At 63.8% G+C, this 21,484-nt stretch carries 22 protein-coding genes; 9 read left to right on the top strand and 13 right to left on the bottom strand.

Going from position 1 to position 21,484, the window contains the following annotated elements; all coding sequences use genetic code 11:
• Nucleotides 1-27 precede the first annotated feature (27 nt).
• From betA to miaA, 3 genes are all read left to right on the top strand, one after another.
• Complete coding sequence (gene betA, locus ACE3QM_RS09965; protein WP_374421574.1) at nucleotides 28-1,710, top strand: choline dehydrogenase; 1,683 nt, start codon at nucleotides 28-30, stop codon at nucleotides 1,708-1,710.
• Between the two features lie 27 nt (nucleotides 1,711-1,737).
• Nucleotides 1,738-1,998 carry a hypothetical protein gene (locus ACE3QM_RS09960; protein WP_048410580.1) on the top strand — a complete coding sequence of 87 codons (261 nt, stop codon included), beginning with the start codon at nucleotides 1,738-1,740 and terminating at the stop codon, nucleotides 1,996-1,998.
• A 70-nt stretch (nucleotides 1,999-2,068) separates the two neighbouring features.
• Nucleotides 2,069-3,046 (top strand): tRNA (adenosine(37)-N6)-dimethylallyltransferase MiaA, encoded by a 978-nt coding sequence (gene miaA / locus ACE3QM_RS09955; RefSeq protein WP_374421584.1) that lies wholly within the window; start codon nucleotides 2,069-2,071, stop codon nucleotides 3,044-3,046.
• A 16-nt stretch (nucleotides 3,047-3,062) separates the two neighbouring features.
• On the opposite strand, the gene ACE3QM_RS09950 is transcribed toward miaA, so the two are convergent.
• From ACE3QM_RS09950 to ACE3QM_RS09925, 6 genes are all read right to left on the bottom strand, one after another.
• Entirely contained in the window at nucleotides 3,063-4,280 is a 1,218-nt protein-coding gene (locus ACE3QM_RS09950) for a M23 family metallopeptidase (protein WP_231461944.1), read from the bottom strand.
• A 190-nt stretch (nucleotides 4,281-4,470) separates the two neighbouring features.
• Nucleotides 4,471-4,818 carry a RidA family protein gene (locus tag ACE3QM_RS09945; RefSeq protein ID WP_048410578.1) on the bottom strand — a complete coding sequence of 116 codons (348 nt, stop codon included), beginning with the start codon at nucleotides 4,816-4,818 and terminating at the stop codon, nucleotides 4,471-4,473.
• A gap of 58 nt (nucleotides 4,819-4,876) precedes the next feature.
• Complete coding sequence (locus ACE3QM_RS09940; RefSeq protein WP_374421573.1) at nucleotides 4,877-6,022, bottom strand: PLP-dependent aspartate aminotransferase family protein; 1,146 nt, start codon at nucleotides 6,020-6,022, stop codon at nucleotides 4,877-4,879.
• A gap of 59 nt (nucleotides 6,023-6,081) precedes the next feature.
• Nucleotides 6,082-7,458: a pyridoxal-phosphate dependent enzyme gene (locus tag ACE3QM_RS09935; RefSeq protein ID WP_374421572.1), complete on the bottom strand. Its 1,377-nt coding sequence runs from the start codon at nucleotides 7,456-7,458 to the stop codon at nucleotides 6,082-6,084.
• Between the two features lie 78 nt (nucleotides 7,459-7,536).
• Complete coding sequence (locus ACE3QM_RS09930) at nucleotides 7,537-8,373, bottom strand: class I SAM-dependent methyltransferase (protein ID WP_048410575.1); 837 nt, start codon at nucleotides 8,371-8,373, stop codon at nucleotides 7,537-7,539.
• A 167-nt stretch (nucleotides 8,374-8,540) separates the two neighbouring features.
• Complete coding sequence (locus ACE3QM_RS09925; protein WP_269325978.1) at nucleotides 8,541-9,722, bottom strand: fatty acid desaturase; 1,182 nt, start codon at nucleotides 9,720-9,722, stop codon at nucleotides 8,541-8,543.
• A gap of 222 nt (nucleotides 9,723-9,944) precedes the next feature.
• Between ACE3QM_RS09925 and ACE3QM_RS09920 the strand changes: the two genes are divergently transcribed.
• Nucleotides 9,945-11,537, top strand: a complete 1,593-nt coding sequence (locus ACE3QM_RS09920; RefSeq protein WP_048410573.1) for a YdgA family protein — start codon at nucleotides 9,945-9,947, stop codon at nucleotides 11,535-11,537.
• 80 nt (nucleotides 11,538-11,617) lie between these two features.
• Here the strand turns inward: ACE3QM_RS09920 and bfr are convergent, their stop codons facing one another.
• The gene (bfr, locus tag ACE3QM_RS09915; protein ID WP_048410572.1) at nucleotides 11,618-12,094 is read right to left on the bottom strand and encodes a bacterioferritin; all 477 of its coding nucleotides are present in this window, start codon (nucleotides 12,092-12,094) and stop codon (nucleotides 11,618-11,620) included.
• 162 nt (nucleotides 12,095-12,256) lie between these two features.
• Nucleotides 12,257-12,457, bottom strand: coding sequence for a bacterioferritin-associated ferredoxin (locus tag ACE3QM_RS09910; protein WP_082151095.1), 201 nt, complete (start codon nucleotides 12,455-12,457; stop codon nucleotides 12,257-12,259).
• A 109-nt stretch (nucleotides 12,458-12,566) separates the two neighbouring features.
• On the opposite strand from ACE3QM_RS09910, the gene ACE3QM_RS09905 reads away from it, so the two are divergent.
• From ACE3QM_RS09905 to mnmA, 3 genes are read left to right on the top strand one after another with little or no spacing between them, the layout of a single operon-like run.
• Nucleotides 12,567-13,019 carry an NUDIX hydrolase gene (locus ACE3QM_RS09905; protein ID WP_048410570.1) on the top strand — a complete coding sequence of 151 codons (453 nt, stop codon included), beginning with the start codon at nucleotides 12,567-12,569 and terminating at the stop codon, nucleotides 13,017-13,019.
• A gap of 22 nt (nucleotides 13,020-13,041) precedes the next feature.
• Complete coding sequence (locus ACE3QM_RS09900; RefSeq protein ID WP_231461949.1) at nucleotides 13,042-13,590, top strand: hypothetical protein; 549 nt, start codon at nucleotides 13,042-13,044, stop codon at nucleotides 13,588-13,590.
• Nucleotides 13,587-14,666, top strand: coding sequence for a tRNA 2-thiouridine(34) synthase MnmA (gene mnmA / locus ACE3QM_RS09895; RefSeq protein ID WP_374421571.1), 1,080 nt, complete (start codon nucleotides 13,587-13,589; stop codon nucleotides 14,664-14,666). The genes ACE3QM_RS09900 and mnmA overlap by 4 nt, the downstream gene beginning before the upstream one ends.
• Nucleotides 14,667-14,727: 61 nt before the next feature.
• Here the strand turns inward: mnmA and ACE3QM_RS09890 are convergent, their stop codons facing one another.
• Nucleotides 14,728-15,990: an MFS transporter gene (locus ACE3QM_RS09890; protein ID WP_374421570.1), complete on the bottom strand. Its 1,263-nt coding sequence runs from the start codon at nucleotides 15,988-15,990 to the stop codon at nucleotides 14,728-14,730.
• 101 nt (nucleotides 15,991-16,091) lie between these two features.
• Here ACE3QM_RS09890 and ACE3QM_RS09885 point away from each other — a divergent pair, with 101 nt between their 5' ends.
• Complete coding sequence (locus ACE3QM_RS09885; protein WP_374421568.1) at nucleotides 16,092-16,994, top strand: LysR family transcriptional regulator; 903 nt, start codon at nucleotides 16,092-16,094, stop codon at nucleotides 16,992-16,994.
• Here ACE3QM_RS09885 and ACE3QM_RS09880 read toward each other — a convergent pair.
• Together ACE3QM_RS09880 and ACE3QM_RS09875 are read right to left on the bottom strand one after the other, a co-directional pair.
• Entirely contained in the window at nucleotides 16,978-17,727 is a 750-nt protein-coding gene (locus ACE3QM_RS09880; RefSeq protein WP_374421566.1) for an SDR family oxidoreductase, read from the bottom strand. The genes ACE3QM_RS09885 and ACE3QM_RS09880 overlap by 17 nt on opposite strands.
• Nucleotides 17,728-17,729: 2 nt before the next feature.
• Nucleotides 17,730-18,614 (bottom strand): prephenate dehydrogenase, encoded by an 885-nt coding sequence (locus tag ACE3QM_RS09875; RefSeq protein ID WP_374421565.1) that lies wholly within the window; start codon nucleotides 18,612-18,614, stop codon nucleotides 17,730-17,732.
• A 114-nt stretch (nucleotides 18,615-18,728) separates the two neighbouring features.
• Here ACE3QM_RS09875 and ACE3QM_RS09870 point away from each other — a divergent pair, with 114 nt between their 5' ends.
• Nucleotides 18,729-18,998: a DUF4936 family protein gene (locus tag ACE3QM_RS09870; RefSeq protein ID WP_374421564.1), complete on the top strand. Its 270-nt coding sequence runs from the start codon at nucleotides 18,729-18,731 to the stop codon at nucleotides 18,996-18,998.
• Here the strand turns inward: ACE3QM_RS09870 and ACE3QM_RS09865 are convergent.
• Complete coding sequence (locus ACE3QM_RS09865) at nucleotides 18,983-19,858, bottom strand: EAL domain-containing protein (protein ID WP_374421563.1); 876 nt, start codon at nucleotides 19,856-19,858, stop codon at nucleotides 18,983-18,985. The genes ACE3QM_RS09870 and ACE3QM_RS09865 overlap by 16 nt on opposite strands.
• Before the next feature lie 262 nt (nucleotides 19,859-20,120).
• Entirely contained in the window at nucleotides 20,121-21,305 is a 1,185-nt protein-coding gene (locus ACE3QM_RS09860; protein WP_374421562.1) for a dicarboxylate/amino acid:cation symporter, read from the bottom strand.
• Between the last annotated feature and the right edge of the window lie 179 nt (nucleotides 21,306-21,484).

Here is a 21,484-nt window from a genome sequence, read left to right as displayed (position 1 = left end):
CTTCGTTCACGTCCTAGGAGAGTCAAGATGAGCACCACTCAGGAATACGACTACATCATCGTCGGCGCTGGTTCCGCCGGCGGCGTGCTGGCGGCGCGGCTGAGCGAGGACAACGATGTCCGCGTGCTGCTGCTGGAGGCCGGCGGGCCGGACTGGCGGCTGGACTGGCGCACCCAGATGCCGGCGGCGCTGGCCTATCCCTTGCAAGGCAGCACCTACAACTGGGCCTATCTGACCGAGCCGGAGCCGCATATGGGCGGGCGCCGCATGGCGCAGGCGCGCGGCAAGGGCCTGGGCGGCTCCTCGCTGATCAATGGCATGGTCTATATCCGCGGCAATGCGCTGGACTACCAGGGCTGGGCCGAGCTGCCCGGCCTGGGCGACTGGAGCTATGCCGACTGCCTGCCCTATTTCCGCAAGGCGGAAAGCTACGATAAGGGCGCCAACGACTATCACGGTAGCGACGGGCCGCTGCATGTCACCACGCCCAAGGCCGGCATCAGCCCCTTGTTCGAAGCCTTCATCCAGGCCGGCGAACAAGCCGGCCACGGCCGCACCGACGATCTGAACGGCTATCGCCAGGAGGGCTTCGGCCCCATGGACCGCACCACCACCGCTAAAGGACGGCGCTGCAGCGTGTCGCTGGCTTATCTGGACACAGCTCGCGACCGCGCCAATCTCTCGGTGCGAACCCGGGCGCTGGCGGACCGCATCCTGTTCGACGGCGCGCGCGCCACCGGCGTGCAATACCTTCAGGGCGAGCGCAGCCACCAGGCCCGCGCCTTGCGCGAAGTCATCGTCTGCAACGGCGCGGTGGCTTCGCCGCAGTTGCTGCTGCGCTCCGGCGTCGGCGACGCCGCCGAACTCGGCCGCCACGAAATCGCCATCGTCGCCCACCTGCCCGGCGTCGGCGCCAATCTGCAGGACCACCTGGAAATGTATCTGCAATACGAATGCCGGCAGCCGGTGTCGCTGTACCCGTCCCTGCGCTGGTGGAACAAGGCCCGCATCGGCGCTCAATGGTATCTGGACGGCAGCGGCGTCGGCGCCAGCAATCACTTCGAGGCCGGCGGCTTCATCCGCAGCGGCGAACACTTCGCCTATCCCAATCTGCAATACCACTTCCTGCCGCTGGCGGTGAATTACGACGGCAGCCACGCCGTCAAGATGCATGGTTTCCAGTGCCACGTCGGCTCGATGCGCTCGCCCAGCACTGGCCACGTCAAGCTGGCCAGCCGCGATCCGTGCGCCAAACCCTTGCTGCAATTCAACTATATGGCGCACGACACCGACTGGCGCGAATTCCGCGCCGCGGTGCGGCTGACGCGGGACATCATCGGCCAGGACGCGCTCGCATCCTTCCGCGGCCGGGAAATCCAGCCGGGCGCCGCGGTGCGCAGCGATCAGGAGATCGACCGCTTCGTCCAAACCCACGCCGAAACCGCGCTGCATCCGTCCGGCAGCTGCAAGATGGGCGCCGCCGACGACCCGATGGCGGTGGTGGATCATCAAGGCCGGGTACACGGCGTGTCCGGCCTGCGCGTGGTGGACGCGTCCATCATGCCGCGCATCGTCACCGGCAATCTGAACGCGCCCACCATCATGATCGCCGAGAAAATCGCGGATCACATTCGCCGGCGGCCGCCATTGCCACGCTCCAGCGCGCCCTTCCACCAGGCTGCCGCCGCGTCGCCAGCGCTGTCCTTGTAGCGCCCCCCTATCCCAGGAGCCGCCGCCATGTACGATTTCATCGGCCTGATTGGAGTCATCAGCTACCTGACCGCCTATGTCGGCCATCAATTGCTGGGCCTGCGCACATCGGACCCGCGCTATTTCGTCCTCAATCTGCTCGGCCCGGTCTGCATCCTGGTTTCCTTGTCCAACCACTTCAACCTGGCCTCCTTCGTCAACCAGTGCATGTGGTTCCTGATCACCCTGGGCGGCTGGTGGCGCGCCAGCCGGCAACGGACGCTGCCGGCGCCGGAGTCCGGCTCCTGAGCCTTGGGTGGACTGTCCGGGCATGGGCCGCTTATGCGACAATCCGATGATTGAACCGCAAGACCCGCCCATGAACGACATCCCGCACGCCATCCTGCTGATGGGCCCCACCGCCTCCGGCAAAACCGGCCTGGCGCTGGAGCTGGCCCGCCATTTTCCGGTGGAGATCGTCAGCGTGGACTCCGCGCTGGTCTATCGCGACATGGACATCGGCACCGCCAAGCCCAGCGCGGCGGAAATGGCGCAATGCCCTCACCACCTGATCGACATCATCAGCCCGCTGCACAGTTATTCCGCCGCCCAGTTCCACGCCGACGCCAACCGGCTGATCCGCGAGATCAACGGCCGCGGCCGGCTGCCCTTGCTGGTGGGCGGCACCATGCTGTATTACAAGGCCTTGCTGGAAGGCTTGTCCGATCTGCCGCGCGCCGACGCGACGCTGCGCGCGCAACTGGACGCCGACGCCGCGCAAGCCGGCTGGCCGGCGATGCATGCGCGGCTGGCGCAACTGGACCCGGACACCGCCGCCCGCCTCAATCCCAATGACTCTCAGCGCATTCACCGCGCGCTGGAGGTCTGCCTGCTCAGCGGCGAGCCGATGTCGCGGCTGCTGGCGCGCGGCAAGGAAGCCGCGGCCGACTTCCGCCTGCTGTCGCTGGGCCTGGTGCCGGCGGAGCGCGCCTGGCTGCATCAACGCATCGCGCAGCGTTTCGAACTGATGCTGGAACAGGATTTCCTGGCCGAAGTCAGGCGCTTGCGCGAGCAGTATCCGGCGCTGACGCTGGAGCTGCCGTCGATGCGCTGCGTCGGCTATCGCCAAGCCTGGGAATACCTGGACGGCATCGGCGATGAACAAGCCTTCATCGACAAAGGCATTGCCGCCACCCGCCAGTTGGCCAAGCGCCAACTGACCTGGATGCGCAGCCTGGACCTGGTGCCGGTCAATGCCCAGCAGCCAAGTCTGGCCGAGCAGCTGTGCGCCGCCGTCGCCGCCTTCCAGGCCGGCGAGCCCTTGCCCGCCGGCCTGCGTTTCGACGGCGCCTACTAAACCGGCCGCGCCCGACTCACCAGGGCCGGCTGGCCGACGCGCACAGCGGTACCACCGGCGCGTTGCTGCCGGTGTCGAGGAAGCCGTCGCTGATCCAGTCGCCGCCGCGGGTGCGGTTCCACACATCGGTGCGCCCCCACACTCCGTCCACCGCCTCGGCGCGCACATGGCATTGCAAGGCGACGCTGTCGCCGCGCTTTACGGAGCCGGTGATGCCCGCGCTCAGGCTGGGCGCCTTGCGCAGATTCACCTGCCCTTCTCCCTTCGCCGGCGTCGCCACGCCGCTGGCGCCGGTCGGCGCGCCTCCGCCGCCGTAATTGTTCAGCAAGCCGCCGACATTGACCCGTGTGCCGTTACGCAGCGCATAACCCTGATAGGCGCGGCTGCCGGCGAAGAACTGCCAACCGCCGAACAGCTTGCCGTTCACCGGCTCGGCTCGACCCTGATACAAGAGGGAGAAATGCACGTGCGGGCCGGTGGTGCTGCCGCCGCACGGCAGGCCATTGCCTATGGTGCCGAGATACGCGCCCGGATTGACCCGCGTCCCGTCCGCCAGCGTATTCAGATTGATCATGTGGTAATAGGTGGACGAGAAGCCGTTGTCGTGCACCAGCTTGACCAAGCCGCTGCCACCGCGCACGCAGCTCTTGTAGATCACCCCGGCCTGAGGCGCCAGCACCCTGCCGTCGCCGCCGGCGAAGTCTATGGAATCGTAAGGCTGGCTCTCGCCGCTATAGCCGTGGGGCCCGCCGGTCATGCGCCAGGCCGCGCCCTGGCGCCAGGGCAGGCCCAGATTGGTGGCATTGGGCGCGAACGGCTGCCCCGGCCTGGCCAGCTGACTGCGCCAAGCCTGTCGTTCTTCCGCGCTCAGCCAGCCGGCCGGCGCCTGCTCCAGCATCGCGGCGAAGCCCGAACTGCTTTCCAGCTCCAGCGTCCAGCCTTGCGCATCGCGCCGCGCCAGGAACAGCCGCGACAAGGGCACATGATCCATCGCCGCTATCGTCGTCATCACCGGCAAGGGCTGGGTCACCGAGCCCAACACCCAGTCGCCGTCCACGCTGTCGCGGTTGATTTCCACCAGCATGTCCAGCTGCTCGCCCTTGGCCAGCGGCAACAAGGGCTGCAAGGCCTTGACCGCCGCCTGGCGCAGCATCGGATCGGGCTGTTTCGACTCCGCCTGCGCGCCGCTGGCCAGCACCGCCAATACCGCCATCGCTAAAGCTGCTTGTTTCATTTCGGGCTCCGTATGGGTTGGGGAAAAACCAAAGCGACGCAATGCCATTAGCATTACGTCGCAAACACTAAGGTTATAGAAACGCCCGTCCTTATTTCCTGCTGGCCTTTGGCCCAGCAGACAGCCCGCGAAAATCGATAAAAAAAGCCCACGTCGCATGACGTGGGCTTTTCATCGAATGGGGGCTTGCTCAGCGTGCGGCCACCAGCTTGATTTCCACCTTCCAGGCCGGGTTGGCCAGCTTGGCTTCCACCGTGGCGCGCGCCGGCACATTGCCGGCCGGCACCCAGGCGTCCCAGGCGGCGTTCATCGCATCGTAGTCAGCGAGATGGGCCAGGAAGATGGTGACATCGACGATCTTGCTCTTGTCCGAATCCAGCTCCGCCAATAGCGCGTCGATTTGGCCCAGCACGTTCTCGGTTTGCGCCTTGGCATCGGCCTCGGTGTTTTCCGGCACCTGGCCGGCCAGGAAGATCAAGCCATTGGTGACCACGGCTTCAGCCAGACGCGCGCCCTGCTTGTGACGATAAATGCTCATGCGATTCCCCTTCTGTGTGTATCGAAGCGATGACGGAATTCTAACCCGGCGCCGCCGGCTATTGCCATGCCTGGCGCAAGTCCTCGATCAGCGCCGCTTCGCCCTCTATGCCCACCGACAGGCGGATCAGATTGTCGGCAATGCCTAGCGCGCGCCGGCGCTCGGCCGGAATAGACGCATGCGTCATCGCCGCCGGCAGGCACACCAGGCTCTCGACGCCGCCCAGGCTCTCCGCCAACGTGAACAGCTTCAGGCGCGCCAGCACCCGCCGCGTCTCTTCGGCGTCGCCTTTCAGATAGAAGGACACCACGCCGCCGTAGCCCCGCATCTGGCTGCGCGCCAGCTCATGCTGCGGATGGCTGGTCAGGCCCGGATACAAGACCCGCTCCACCTGCGGCTGGCTTTCCAGCCAGCGCGCCACCGCCAGCGCATTGCTGTTGTGACGTTCTATTCGCAAGGCCAGCGTGCGCAGGCCGCGCAGCACCAGGAAGCTGGCGAACGGGTCCAGCACCGCGCCCACCGCGTTGTGCAGGAAGGCCAGCCGCTCGGCCAGCTCCGGCCGCTGGCGGCTGACCACCGCGGCGCCGGCGATCACATCGGAATGGCCATTCAGGTATTTGGTGGCGGAATGCACCACGATGTCGAAGCCGAAGGCCAGCGGGCGCTGCACCACCGGCGAGGCGAAGGTGTTGTCCGCCACCGTGATCAGGCCGTGCCGTCGCCCCAAATCGGCCACCGCCGCCAGGTCCACCAGTTGGTTCAGCGGATTGGATGGGGTTTCCACCCAGATCATCCGAGTATTCGGCCGGATCTCCGCCTGCAAGGCGGCGAGATCTTCCGACGCCACATAGCTGATCTCCAACTGCGCGCTTTGCTTGCGCACCTGCTCGAACAAGCGGTAGGTACCGCCGTACAGATCGTTGACCGCGATCAGATGGCTGCCGGCCGGCAGCAGCTCCAGCACCGTGGCGATGGCCGCCAGGCCGGACGGAAAGGCGTAGCCGCGCACGCCGTCTTCCAGCTCGGCCAAGGCGCGCTCCAATGCCTCGCGCGTCGGGTTCTGCGAGCGGGAATACTCGTAGCCGCTATGCTCGCCCGGCGCGTACTGCCGGTAGGTGGAGGTGGCGTAAATGGGCGGAATCACCGCGCCGAACGCATCCTGGTGCAGGCCGGCGGTAATGGACAAAGTATTGAAATCAGTCATGGTCTTTTCTCGCAATGCGGATGGCCGGTCCCGCTTGGACCGACCTGGATCGAGTGGAGCTAAATGGAACGCGAGCGCGGCTGGCGGCGCCAGAACGCCAGCAGATCGGCCTGGGTGATCAGGCCCAGATAGCGCTCGCCGTCCACCATCAGCGCGACATGGCCATCGTTGAAAATATGCAGCAAGTCCTGCAGCGAGGCCTGCGGCGACAGGGTGCGCACTTCGCTGGTCATCGCGCTGCGCACGTTCTGGCGGAAGTTCTCCGGTTCGCCGTGCACCGACAGCAGCAGATCCCATTCGTCCAGGATGCCGACCACCTTGTCGTCGGCCAGCACCGGCAGCTGCGATACATCATGCAAGCGCATGCGCTGGTAGACCACGTTCAAGGGCTCGTCCGGGTGGCAAGACACGGTGCTGCCGTCGGCGTGACGGCGCACGATCAGATCGGTCAGATCGCCCAGCCGCGGCAGTTCCACCAGGCCGTTGTCCACCAGCCAGTCATCGTTGTACATCTTGGACAGATACTTGTTGCCGCTGTCGCACACCAGCGTCACCACGCGCTTGGGCGTGGTCTGGGCGCGGCAATAGCGCAAGGCCGCCGCCAGCAGCGCGCCGGACGAGGAACCGGCCAGAATGCCCTCCCGGCTCAGCAGCAGGCGGGCGCTGTCGAAGCTTTCCTGGTCGCTGATGCGGTAGGCGCGCTTGACCAGGCTGAAATCGGTCTGCGGCGGGATGAAGTCCTCGCCTATGCCTTCGATCAGCCAGCTGCCGGCCTCCCCGTGACGGCCGGTCTCGACATGATCGGCCAGCACCGAGCCCACCGGGTCCGCCAGCACGATTTCCAACTGCGGCGCCTCGCGGCCGAAGAAACGGGTCAGCCCGGTCAGCGTGCCGCTGGAGCCTACGCCCACCACCACCGCGTCCAGTTCGTGGTTCATCTGCGCCCAGATTTCCGGCGCGGTGCCGGTTTCATGCGCCAGCGGGTTGGCCGGATTGTTGAATTGGTCGATGTAGTAAGCGCCCGGCGTGTCCTTGGCGATGCGCGCGGCCAGGTCCTGGTAATACTCCGGGTGCCCCTTGCCCACGTCGGAACGGGTCAATACCACCTCCGCGCCCAGCGCCTGCAGGTGCAAAATCTTCTCGCGGCTCATCTTGTCCGGCACCACCAGCACCAGGCGATAGCCCTTTTGCGCGGCCACCAAGGCCAGGCCCAGGCCGGTATTGCCGGCGGTGGCCTCGACGATGGTGCCGCCCGGTCGCAGCTTGCCTTCGCGCTCGGCTGCGGCAATCATGGACAGCGCCACCCGGTCCTTGATCGAGCCGCCGGGATTGTGGCTTTCCAGTTTCAGATACAACTCGCACAGGCCGGTGTCCAGATGCGCCACCCTCACCAGCGGCGTATTGCCGATCAAGGATAGAACGGATTGGTCTTGCATATTGAAATCTCCTAGCTACAACATATAAATATTGTTTTTAAAAACTTTTTGTTATATTGAAACTAAAAAAATTCCGCCTCACACCACGGCGGTCGCCTGCAGAAAACTATAGAAAAACACCAGCTCCGGATTGCTGCGCAGCTGCCTCAACTCCCGCGTCATCGCCGCCACCAGCGCCGCGTCCACCCGCCCCGCCTCGATCAGCTGATCCGCCGCCGACAGCAGCAGCTCGGTCCAATAGTCCAGCACTTGCTGGCGGCGATGCGGGTCGCGGCTGTCCAGATGCCAGGTCTTGACCTGGGTTTCCACATGACGGAAGCCCAGCCGCAGCAGCATATTGCCCAGCTTGGCGCCGACGAAGGGATCGCCGCCCACCGCCAGTTGGTGATCATTGAAAGCCAGCCAGTACTGCTGCAGATGCGCGGAATAAGGCGATAGAAAGAAGGAGGCGTTCATCGCCTCCGTGGCGTATAGCCGCGCGCCCGGCTTCAGCACGCGGCGTACCTCGGCCAGCACTCGTTCCGGCGACAGCACATGCTCCAGCACCCAGCAGAGGAAGGCGGCGTCGAAACTGGCTGGCTGGAAATCCAGGTCCTCGGCGTCCATGTGCAACAGCCGGGCGCGGTCCTGCCACGGGCTGCCCTGCAGGCGCTGCCGCGCCACCGCCAGTTGGCGTTGGCTGAAATCGACGCCGGTCACTTCCAGATCGGGATAGCGCCGCAGCAGGATCTCGGTCTGCGCGCCAACGCCGCAGCCCACCTCCAGCAACTGGCCGACGCCGGAGAAATCGATGTCTCGATACACCACGGACTCGGAGAAACGCGCCTGACGCACCAGGCGCGCCTGCTCGCTAGCGGAAAAACCATGAATATAGGGCAGCTCGCTCGCCCCGTCGGTCAATTGCAATGTGGCCATGTTCATCTCACGATTTACATCAACATCGCCGCATTATATTCCCAATCATTATTAAAAATATAAATTTTATTTCTTATTTTTATATAAAGAACAAATCTAATCTCCGCTAACGCCAAATGCAAAAAACCCGCAGCACGCTGCGGGTTTCGGCTTAGCCTGGAACAGGCTTAAAGCATCGCGGATTGGCGCAAGCTCATGGAGAAACGCTGCAGCGCGGCAATGCCGGAAGCTTCGGCGCGATTGCACCAGTCCTGCAATTCCTTCAACAGCTGCTCGCGGCTCAGCGTGGAACGTTCCCACAAACGGGTCAATTCCTGGCGCATGGAGTAGACCGTGGCCAGCACCTGGCTATGCTCCAGCAAGGTGGCCAGCTGCATGCGCTCGGTTTCCGGCGTGTCCTTGGCGTCCTGCTTCAGCCACACCTTCATCTTGCGGCTCAGCTTGCTGCCGGAAAAGTCCGGCAGATTGATCTTGTCCAGCTCGCCGCGATACACCTCTTTCAGCTCGCGCGCATAGCGCGAGGCGATGGCGTAGCGGTTGGAGATGATGGCCTGCAAATGCTCCAGGTCCAGTTGCGGGCGCGACGCGTCCTCGGCCAGCCGCGGCGCCACCTTGCGCACCTTGGCCAGGCCCAGGATTTCCAGAATGCGGATATACATCCAGCCGATGTCGAACTCGTACCATTTATACGACAGCTTGGCCGAGGTGCCAAAGGTATGGTGGTTGTTGTGCAATTCCTCGCCACCCACCAGGATGCCCCAGGGGAAGATATTGGTGGACGCGTCCTCGTTCTCGAAATTGCGGTAGCCCCAGAAATGGCCGATGCCATTGATCACCCCGGCCGCCCAGAACGGAATCCACACCATCTGCACCGCCCAGATCGTCAGGCCGACGGGCCCGAACAGCACCAGATTGATCAGCAGCATCAGCACGATGCCCTTGGCGCTGTGGCGGGTGTAGACATTACGCTCCAGCCAGTCGTCCGGCGTACCGTGACCGAACTTGTCCATGATGGACTGGTCCTTGCAGGCGCCGCGGTACAATTCCGCGCCTTCCCACAATACCTTCTTGATGCCCAGCACCTGCGGGCTGTGCGGGTCGTCCGCGGTCTCGCACTTGGCGTGGTGCTTGCGATGGATGGCCGCCCATTGCTTGGTGACCATGCCGGTGGTCAGCCACAGCCAGAACCGGAAGAAGTGGCTGGGAATGGGATGCAGATCGAGCGCGCGGTGCGCTTGGTGACGATGCAGGAAGATGGTGACCGATGCGATGGTGATGTGGGTCAGCACCAAGGCCACCACGATATAGCCCCACCACGGGAGGTCTAGCACGCCGTTTATCCAATTCATGTACTAATCGCGCCTCGTAAAGCAATCTAGAAGAAAGACTCTATTCTATACAAGCGGCCTGCCGATGTCAGACCGTTTTGCTGTTGCGCCGGCAAGCCGCCGCCGCAAACGCCAAACTTGGACCCCGCCGACGCCCCCCGGTTCACGCGCCGGCAGTAACGCAAGCAGCAGGCGATGGTGTACCATAGGGCCTCATTCCATCCTAGTTAAGAAAAAGCGCTAGTGTTGCCAAATCGTCGTCTGATCATTGCCGGCGCCACCCTCGGTGGCCTGTTCGTTCTGTATGGAGGCGCGACCCTGTGGGCCGGCGTCAAGGCGGAGCAGACCTTGCAGGAACAGCACAAGATGCTGGCCGACCTGCCGCTGTTCAAAGTCAAATCCCACAGTTATCAACGCGGCTGGTTCTCTTCCACGGAAACCACCGAGCTGGTGTTCAACCGCCATTTGTCCGGCCCGTATGAAAACATGCTGCCCGACAATGTGAAGCCCTTGCTGAACGCCACCATCAAGTTCACCAACCACGTCAAGCACGGCCCCTTCCCCGGCATCGGCGATTTCGACTTCCGCCCGGGCCGCGCGCTGGTGCGCACTGAGTTCGCGATGAGCGACTCCACCCGCAAGACGCTGGCCAGCTTCTTCGGCGACAAGGAACCCATCACCATCGTCAACCGCCTGGGCTTTGGCGGCGGCGGCGAGCTAGGCGTCACGGTGCCGGCCTTCGACTATGAAGAAGCGCTGTCCGGCGTCAAGATGAAATGGAAGGGCTTCGACCTCAAGCTCGACTACGCCGACGGCTACAAGGAATACAAGACCGAGGCGCTGTCGCCCGGCTTCCTGCTGGAAGCCGCCAGCAAGGGCAGCATCGCCTTCGATGGCGTGCGCTACCTGTCCGACATTCGCCCCGGCAATACCGGCGTCAAGCTGGGCACCAGCGAATTGACCGTGGGCAACGTCCGCCTCAATTCGCGCGAAAGCGTGCCCTACAGCATCAAGCTGAACGAGCTGGTCTATTTGATGACCCGCGTGCGCATCGGCGAATTCATCAATCCGTCCGGCGAGTTCAAGCCGTCCGCGGTAACCTTGAAGGACTTCCGCTACCAGATCGTCACCAGCGAGCAGGACGACTACGTCAATACCCGCGGCAAGCTGAACTTCGCCGAGTTCAACTTCAATGACCACCGCTACGGCCCGATGCGGCTGGACATCTCCGCCAATCACCTGCATGGCCCTACCCTGGTCAAGCTGGACCAGGCCATAGGCCAGATCCCGTTCGAAGGCGTGGACCCGGCGCTGCTGCGCAAGCAATACATCGATACCATCAAGAAGAATGGCATCCCGCTGCTGCAGAACGATCCCAAAGTGGTGATCAACGAGTTCTATCTCAAGATGCCGAGCGGCGAAGCCAAGCTGGAAGGCAGCCTGGGCGTCAAGGGCCTGCAGCCGGCCGACCTCAACGACGCATCGCAATTCCTCAAGCGCTTTGACGTGGACGCCAAGCTCAGCCTGCCGCGCCAGACGCTGGAAGACCTGGTGATCGCTCAGGCGCGCACGCTGTTCACCGTCGACCAAAGCGCCGAGGACCAGCCGAACATGAAGGAAGTGGAAGACCTGGCCAAGAACCTGCTGGACAGCCAGTTAGCGCAGTGGAAGAGCGAGCAGTACATCGTCGAGGACAAGGGCCAGATCAACACCGAGCTCAACTACGGCGCCGGCGTGCTGACCATCAACAAGAAAAAAGTGGCGCTGCCCTGGGAGGAAATCGACCTGGAGCCGCCGCACGACGCGTCTCAGCCCGCCACGACGCAGAAGAAATAACGACGCGCTCGCCATGTGAAAAGGGCTGTCTCGCGACAGCCCTTTTTCTTTGCCGGCCAGTGCTGGCCTCAGCTCGACACTCAGTCCTCGTCGTGCATCTGGCTTTGCAGATAATTCTGCAGGCCAACACTCTCAATCAGGCTCAACTGCGTTTCCAGCCAATCCACGTGTTCTTCCTCGCTCTCCAGGATGTCTTCCAGCAGGTCGCGGGTCACGTAGTCCTTGGCGCTCTCACAGTAGGCGATGGCTTCGCGCAATACCGGCAGCGCGTCCATTTCCAGCTTCAGATCGCACTCCAGCATTTCCTTCGGATTCTCGCCGATATGCAGCTTGCCCAAGTCTTGCAGATTCGGCAGCCCTTCCAGAAACAATACGCGCTCAATCAGCGCATCGGCGTGCTTCATCTCGTCGATGGACTCGTGATACTCGTGTTCGTTGAGTTTCTTCAAGCCCCAGTTCTTGTACATGCGGGCATGCAGAAAATACTGGTTGATCGCGGTCAGTTCGTTCTTGAGAATCTGGTTCAGGTATTTGATGACCTTTTTATCGCCTTGCATCGCGCTCTCCGGAAGAAATGATTCTTCCATTATGACATAGCGCGCGCCAGTCTCAAGGCATCAAGGTCGAAAATAGGATATGCGCGCCGCGAGAATACGGCGCGTGGGGATTTGCAGTCTGCCCGGCCTTGGCCGAGACTAAGCAGGAAGCGAAGGATGAGATCAAGCGGCGCTGCGCGCGGTCGAAGCCGGACCCAGCGCTTGAACAGCCTCCTTGCGAAGTTGATTGGCCATGCAGGCGCATTTGCCGCAATCGGTCGCCACGCCAAGCTCGCGGCTCAAATCGCACATGCGGGTGGCTCCGTTGTGCACCGCTTCGCGGATTTGCTTGTCAGTTACAGCATGGCACAGGCAAACGTACATGGCAGTTCCGGTGGTGTAATGTGGCGCGGGATTGCGTTAAAGTAATCGAGAATCGTTATCAAGAATATAGATTCAAACAAGAATCATTGTCAACAAGAAAGCGCAGACCATGACGCAGTGGAAACCAAATGCGACAGTTGCGGCAGTCATCGAACTGGACGGGCGCTACCTGATGGTGGAGGAAGTGACCAGCGACGGCATCTGCTTCAACCAGCCGGCCGGCCACCTGGAGTATGGCGAGACGCTGGAAGACGCGGTAAAGCGCGAGGTGCTGGAGGAAACCGGCTGGCACTTCCGCCCGCTGGGGCTGGTGGGCATCTATCTGGTGGACCGCCCCAATAGCGACATCACTTATCTGCGCTTCGCCTTCTACGGCCACCCGCTACGACGCGAGGATTATCCGCGGCTGGACGACGGCATTCTGTCGGCGCAATGGCTGAGCCACGAGGAAATCGTCGCGCTGCGCGCGCAGCACCGCAGCCCAGTGGTGCAGCAGTGCCTGGACGATTTCCGCGCCGGCAAGCGCCACCCTCTGTCCATGATCCACCATCTGGGCCGCTAAGCGCCGCGGCCCCGGAGTCTGCATGTCCTTGAGATTATTGTCTTTCCTATTGGCGCTGCTGGCCGGCCTCCCGTGGGCGGCACAAGCCAGCGCCATCAATATCTGCTACCATTACGGCTGCTCCAGACATGCCTACGTAGACATCCCCGCCGAGGCCGATGCCTGGCTCGCCGCCCGCCTGTCCGCCGCCAACAGCCCGGAAACCGAGCGTTCCGCCGTCAGCGACGCCGTCACCGCGCTTTATCACATCGCCGCGCGCACGCTGCCGATCTGGCAGGACAAGGGCGGCAATTTCCGCGACGGGCCGGCCGAAGGCCGCATGGACTGCGTGGACCACAGCAGCAATGTCAGCACCTTCCTCACTTATCTGCAGGACCACGGCTGGCTGCAATACCACACGGTGGGCAAGCCGGCTTGGCGCGCGCCGCTATTGCTGGACCTGCACTACACCGCGGTGCTGCGCGACATGCTTTCCGGCCGGGATTGGGCGGTGGACAGCTGGTTCAAGGACTTTGGGCAAGCCCCGGTGGTGATTGCCCTCGATATTTGGATGGAAGGATTTTCCCCGTGACGGGTAGTAAGAAACGAATTGTCGTCGGCATGTCCGGCGGCGTGGACTCCTCGGTAACCGCCTCGCTGCTGAAACAGCAGGGACACGAGGTGATCGGCGTCTTCATGCAGAACTGGGAAGACGACAACGACGACGAGTACTGCTCGATCAAGCAGGATGCGCTGGACGCGATGAGCGTGGCCGACATCGTCGGCATCGACATGGAGATCGTCAACTTCGCCAAGGAGTACAAGGACCGCGTGTTCTCCTACTTCTTGAAGGAATACTCCGCCGGCCGCACGCCCAATCCCGATGTGCTGTGCAATGCCGAAATCAAGTTCAAGGCCTTCCTCGACTACGCGATGGAACTGGGCGCCGACTGCATCGCCACCGGCCACTACGCGCGCAAGCTGGAGCAGGACGGCACCCACTACCTGATGAAGGCGGTGGACCACACCAAGGATCAGAGCTACTTCCTGTATCGGCTGCAGCAGCATCAGTTGGCCAAGGCCATCTTCCCGCTCGGCGAAATCCGCAAGACCGAAGTGCGCAAGCTGGCCGAGGAAGCCGGCCTGCCCACCGCGGCCAAGAAGGACTCCACCGGCATCTGCTTCATCGGCGAACGGCCGTTCCGTGAATTCCTGCAACGCTATCTGCCCACCAAGCCCGGCGAGATGATACTGCCGGACGGCAAGGTGGTGGGCGAGCATATCGGCCTGATGTATTACACCTTGGGCCAGCGCAAGGGCCTGAATATAGGCGGCGCGCGCGACGGCACCGGCGAACCGTGGTTCGTCGCCGGCAAGGACATCCCCGGCAACAGGCTGATCGTGGTGCAGGGCCACGATCACCCGTTGCTGCTGAAGCCGACGCTGGCGATGGCCGACCTGAGCTGGACGCTGCCATCGGCGCCGGCAGCCGGCGAATACGCGGCCAAGAACCGCTATCGCATGGCCGATGCCGGCTGCAATCTGTCCGCCATCGTCGACGGCCAGGCCAGGCTGACTTTCCGCGACAAGCAATGGGCGGTCACTCCCGGCCAGTCCGCGGTACTGTACGATGGCGACATCTGCCTGGGCGGCGGCATCATTCAATAAGCCCACCGCTAGTCAAAAAGCCCCGCGCCGAATCATCGCCGCGGGGCTTTTCCATTCATCATCAAGATTGCGGCAAGGGTTGCAGCCTCCGCAGGCCCAGGCTGATCGCCAGCATCGCCGTCAGGCACAGCGCCAACACCCCCGCCACCCCGTTCCAGCCGCCGCGCCCCCACATCAGGCCGGACAGCGAGCCCAGCAGGCTGGAACCCAGATAATAGGCGCTCAGGTAAATGGCGGAAGCCAGCGCCCGCCCCTGGCGCGCGCGCAATCCCACCCAACTGCTGGCCACCGAATGGCCAGCGAAAAAACCGAAGGTGAACAGGGCGATGCCGGCCACCAGCAGCACGACGCGATCACTCAAGGTCAGCGCCAGTCCCAGCAACATGGCCAGCACCATCAGCCACAACACATTGCGCCGGCCCAGACGGTCGGACAGCTTGCCGACCCAGGCCGATGACCAGACGCCGACGATATACAGCGAGAACACCAGCCCCAACAGGCTCTGGCTCATATTGAACGGCGGCGCCAGCAGGCGGAAACCCAGGTAGTTATATAGGCTGACGAAGCAGCCGGACAACAGGAAAGCGGACACGAACAGCCAGGGCAGACCGGCATCGCCGAACAAGGCCTTGCCCTCTCGCCACATGCGGCCCAGATCATGCCGGCGTGGCTGGAAGTGCCGTGACGGCGGCAGATTGCGCCAGAACAACCACGCGCCAAGCACGCCGAGCAAGGCCAACGTCAGCAAAGCCCAGCGCCAGCCGAAATGGTCGGCCAGCAAGGAGGCGATGAAGCGGCCGCTCATCCCGCCCAGCGCATTGCCGGCGATGTACAAGCCCATGGAATGGCCCAGCGACTTGGCGTCCACCTCCTCGCTCAGATACGCCATCGCCACCGCCGGCAGGCCGGCCAAGGCCACGCCGAAAGCCGCGCGCAGCCACAACAGATGCTGGAAACTATCCGCCAGCGCCGACAGCAGCATCAGCAGCGCGCCCAGCGCCAGCGCCGCGTTCATCAACGGACGTCGTCCCAGGCGATCCGCCAGCAGGCCGGCGGGAATCAGGCTCAACGCCAGGCTGCCGGTGGCCAAGGACACCACGCCGCTGGACTCGGCCGGTGATAAGGCGAAATCCTGGGAAAACAGCGGCATCAATGGCTGCGCGCCATAGAGCATGGCGAAGGTGCAATAACCACCGGCGAACATCGCCCACGCGGTGGCGCGGAATTCGGCGGTGCCGGCGTGCAGCTTGGCCGGAGAAAGTGACGAGGCGGACGACGGCGATACCACAGAGCGAAGGCAGGAAGACGGCGAATCGGCGGACATGAAAATCTTTCAACACGAAATATATGCTTGAGCTTAGTCTTGGCCAAATTCGCAGTCCAATATATATTTAACCGTCATTTGATACTTTTAAAATATCAATCATGGAACTACGCCATCTGCGCTACTTCGTCACGGTCGCCGAAGAACTGCATTTCACTCGCGCCGCCCAGCGGCTGCACATTGGCCAACCACCGCTCAGCCAGCAGATCCAGGCCTTGGAGACCGAGCTGGGCGTGCGGCTGCTGCGCCGCCACCAGCGCAAAGTGGAGTTGACCGAGGCCGGCCGCCAATTCCTGAGCCGCGCTCAGCGCATTCTCGCCGACACGGAGTTGGCCGCGATGGAAGCCCGGCGCGCCGCGCGTGGCGAGATCGGCGAACTGAGCATAGGTTTCACCTCCTCGTTGCCGCTGTCCCCCATCCTGCACGCCGGCCTGCACGACTATCGTCAGCGCTTTCCGGAAGTCGGGCTAAAACTGTGCGAGATGTTCACCACCGACCAATACCAGGCCTTGCAGCAACGGCGGCTGGACATCGGCTTCGTGCGCTTCAACGGCCTGGAGCCCATGGCGGATATCGCGGTGGTGGAATTGCAGCGGGACGCGCTGCGGGTGGTGATCAGCGCCGAGCATCCGCTGGCCGGTCAACCGGCGCTGCGGCTGGGGCAATTGCGCGGAGAAAGCCTGATCGGCTATCCGCAGGAAGCCGGCACCGGCTTGAACACGGTGCTGCGCGAGCTAGCAAGCCGCCAAGGCATGGACTGGCGGCCGCGGCAGGAGGCCGGCGAGGCCATCACCCAGATCGGCCTGGTCGCCGCCGGGCTAGGCATCGCCATCCTGCCCTCGCCGCTGGAATGCGTGCGGCTTCCCGGCGTGCGCTATCTGCCGCTGCTGGACGAGGGCGCTTATCTGGCGATGGGCCTGGCCACGCGACTGGACGAAGACTCGCCGCTGGTGATCCAGTTTCTGAACTTGATGCGCGAGCGCTGGCTCAACGCCCGCCGCTGACGTCGAGCAGGCTGCCGGTGCAGAAGGAACTGGCATCCGACAACAGCCACAGAATCGCCGCAGCGACTTCTTCGGCTTCGCCGCCGCGCCGCATCGGCACGCTGTCGGCCAGGCGCACCACCCGGCCCGGCTCGCCGCTGCTGGCGTGAATGGAGGTATTGATCAGCCCCGGCCGCACCGCGTTGACACGGATGCCCTCGGCCGCCACTTCGCGCGCCAGGCCCAGGGTCAGGGTATCGATCGCGCCCTTGCTGGCGGCGTAGTCGATGTATTCGCCGGCCGAGCCCAACCGCGAGGCGGCGGAAGACACATTGACGATGGCGCCGCCACTGCCGCCATGGCGGGTGGACATCCGGCGCACCGCCTCGCGGCAGCAGAGAATGGGCCCCAACACATTGCTGCGCAGCACCTGCTCCACCCGTTGCGCCGAGTAATCTTCCAACCGGCCCATAGGCGCGGTCACGCCGGCATTGTTGACCAGGGCGTCGATACGACCGAAGCGTTCCGCCACCGCGTCGAACAGCCCCACAATGTCCGCCTCGAGCGAGACATCGGCGCAAAACGCCTCGGCGTCCGCGCCCGCGCGCCGCAACTCGGCCACCACCGCCTCCGCTCCGGCCAGGTCTTTGCGGTAATTGACCGCGACGCGCCAAGCCTCCGCCGCCGCCAGCCGCGCCGTCGCCGCGCCTATGCCGCGCGAAGCGCCGGTGATCAACACCACCTTATCGTCCATCTTCAACCCTTGCGCATGAATTGCTGATGCCAGCGCGTGCGCGCGGCACGCGCCGCGCCGAAGCGCTCCGCCAGCCGCTCGCCGTCGCCGGCGTCCAGCATCTGGCGCAGTTGCTCCAGCCCGGCGCGGTAGCGGTCCAGCTCCTGCAGCAGCGCGTCGCGATTGGCCAGGCTGATATCGGTCCACATTTCCGGATGGCTGCCGGCGATGCGGGTGAAATCGCGGAAACCAGTGGCGGCGAAATCGAAGCAGCGCTCGGCATCGGCCTTGCCCGCCACCATGTCCACATAGGCGAAGGCCAGCAGATGCGGCAGATGGCTGACGGTGGCGAACACCGCGTCGTGCTCTTGCGCCGTCATCTCATGGATTTCCGCGCCGCAGGCGCGCCATAGCGCCGCCACCCGCTCCACGGCGGCAGGCAATGTTTCCGGCAGCGGCGTCAGCACCACCTTGCGGTTTTCGTACAGGCCGTACTGGGCGGCGGCGGCGCCGGACAAATCGGAACCGGCGATGGGATGCGCCGGCACGCAATGCATTAATTGGCCGGGTAGATGCCGGCGGTACAGTTCCACCACGTCGCCCTTGGTGCTGCCGGCATCGGTGACAATCGCTCCCGGCCGCAACCTCGGCGCCAGCGCCGCCATCAAGCCGCCCATCTGGCCGACCGGCGAAGCCAGCAACACCAGATCCGCGCACGCGGCCACCGCGGCCAGGTCCTGACTGATCTCGTCCACCACCCCCAGCTCCAGCGCCCGCTCCAAGTTTTCCCGGGTGCGGCCGACGCCGATCACATGCCGCGCCAGCCCGGCGCGTTTCAGCGACAAGGCGAACGAACCGCCAATCAGACCCACGCCCACCACTACCAGGGTTTCTATCCCTTGCTGCACCGCTTCTCCCCATCCATGGCCTTGGAACACAGAACGGTTATCATACCTGCCTAACGATGGCTGACAACCACTTCCGTTGCGGCGCGATGACGCCCACGCCTCCAAGGACCAGCGATGAATCACTGCTTGTATTGCTATTTCAAGGCCGACGCCGATGACGCCGCGCTGCTATCCCGCTTGCGGGCATTGCAGTCGGCGTTGCTGGCGCGTACCGGCGTCCCTGGCCGCCTGCTGCGCCGTCGCGACGACGCCGGCACCTGGATGGAAGTGTATGAAGGGATCAGCGACGCCGACGCGTTCCGCCACGCCTGGCTCGAAATCAGCGTCGAATGTGGTCTGGCGGCGCTGAGCCGCCATGAGGAGTGGTTTCAGCCGCTGGCTTGAGAAACGGGCCAGTTCAAGCAATCCGCCGGCCGCGCCAAGTGGAAGCCCTGGACGAAGTCGCAACCGGCGGCGCGGGCGATGTCCAGCTGCATCTCGCTCTCTATGCCCTCGCCCACCACCTTGGCACCGTGCAGCTTCAGGATGGCCACCAGCTCGGTCAGCTTATCGCGCAGCGCCGGCCGCATCAGCGCGCGCCGCATCAACACCTTGTCCAGCTTGACGTAATCAGGCTCCAGCAGCCACACCCGTTCCAGATTGGACGCGCCCTGGCCAAAGTCGTCCAAGGAGATCAAAAAGCCCAGATCGCGGTAGCGCTGCACCGCGCCGTGCAGCCGCACCGGGTCGCTGACCGCGTCCTCGACGATTTCCAGGCAGACATGGCGCGGCTCCACGCCCAGCAGCTGCAGCGCCTCGGCAAAGAACTGCCCGTGGGATTCGCTGACATTCACCAGGTGCTGGGCATTGACGTTGAGCGACAGCACCAGGCCCGGCGGCGGCGACTGCAGCAGGAAATTGAGCAGATGCAGGCAGCGCAGCTGCCGGTCCACATAGACGGTGCGGCGCGGCGTGGTTTCCGCGGCGAACAGCACCGTGGGAATCAACTGGCCGCCAAAGCTGTCCGATACCCGCGCCAGCGCCTCCACCGACCACAAACGCGGCTCGCCGTCCTGCAGACGGTACACCGGCTGGAACACGCTGCGAAAGCGCCAATCCTCGTGCCGGCCGCGCACGCGGCCTTCGCGCCAACACAGCGGCTCCGCCTCGAAGCCATGCCGCGCCAGCATCAGGTTCAGCTCCGGCAGCGCCGCTTGCACGCCCGGATTCGCCATCGCCACTTCACACTCCGCCATCGCCGACATCGCGCCTCCCGGCCTGCGCCAAGATAACCAAAACAAGAAAAAGGGCCGAACATCGTTCGGCCCAAACAAGATACGAGAGAAACCTGCATGCGGTTCCGCAAAACCGGCAGACAGAAAGAGGCCGGCTTCCCGGCGACAGCGCCGCCAACAGCCGCCAGCGCTCTACTGCGCCAGAAAGACCCGCTCAATATACCCGGCTCTCTTTATCTCTAAAAATAATTAAATGCTCGTTATATAGTTCACATAAATCTATGAGTCGAACTCAGACCTGCTGCGATGCCGGCTTGGCTTCCACTTCTTCCACCGACCGGCCCATGATGCGGTCCAGCCACAACGCGATCACGCCGTCGCCGGTGACATTGCAGGCGGTGCCGAAGCTGTCCTGCGCCAGGTAGAGCGCAATCATCAAGGCCAGGCTGGCTTCCGGGAAATGCAGCATGCTGGCCAGAATGCCCAGCGCCGACATCACCGCGCCGCCCGGCGCGCCCGGCGCCGCCACCATGGTCACGCCCAGGAGCAGGATGAAGGGGAACATCACGTCCCAGCTGGGCACGTCCAGACCAGCCGTCATCAGCATCACCGCGGTGGCGCAGGTAACCAGCGTGATGGTGGAGCCGCACAAGTGAATGGTCGCACACAGCGGCATCACGAAATCCGCCACCGGCCCGGACACCTTCATCTGCTTGGCCGAGCGCAGCGCCACCGGAATGGTCGCCGCCGAGGACATGGTGCCCAGCGCGGTCAGATAGGCCGGTAACATATTGCGGATCAAGGACCAGGGATTGCGGCCGCTGGCGAGACCCGTCACCGTGTACAGCAAGGTCAGCCAGATCCAGTGCATCGCTATGGCCAACACCAGCACCACGCCGAAGGTCTTCAGCGTGGAAAACACCGAACCGTCGGCCGCCATCTCGGCGAAAACGCAGGCGATATAGGCCGGCAGCAGCGGAATCAGCACCTTGGCCAACACCAGTTCCACGATGTCCTTGCCCTGGTCCACCACCTCCTTGAGCCGCAGCGCGCGGGTGACGGCGATGCCGAGGCCGAACACGAAGGCCAGCATCAAGGCGGTCATCACATCGAACAGCGGCTTGATCTCCAGCGTGAACAAGGCCTTGATCGCCGCCGGCTTGTCAGTGGCGTGCACACCCTGAGCGATCAGCGACGGCAATACGCCGGAGGCGACAGCGAAAGCCGCCAGCCCTGACAGGATGGTGGAACAATAGGCCAGTCCCACGGTCCAGCCCAGCATCTTGCCGGAATTGGATTCCAGCGCGGCGATGCCGCTCATGATGTAGAACACGATGATCAGCGGAATCATGAAGCCGATGAATTGCCCGAACAGGGCTTTGAAAGTCATCAGCAGGGCCAGCGGGCCGTCCGGGGCCCATAGCCCCAGCGCCAGGCCCACCGCCATGCCGGCCAGTAGTTTAAGAATCAATTTCACGGCAACCTCTCTGAGCTTTGGTCTAATGTTGTTCGCGATCCGCGCATGCGCTTGCCCCATGCCCGGTCCGGGCACGGCGCCAGTCGGAAGAATGGAGATCCGCCCGGCCAGGGCGGCGAGGAGCAAAAATGCAGACGCGGTCTGGGCAGGTCTGTCGTCGATGCCGGGAACTGCCCTCC

Origin of the sequence: Chromobacterium sp. (assembly GCF_041912965.1) — a bacterium.
GTDB classification, from domain to species: Bacteria; Pseudomonadota; Gammaproteobacteria; order Burkholderiales; family Chromobacteriaceae; genus Chromobacterium; species Chromobacterium aquaticum.
This window is presented reverse-complemented; position numbering and strand designations above follow the sequence as displayed.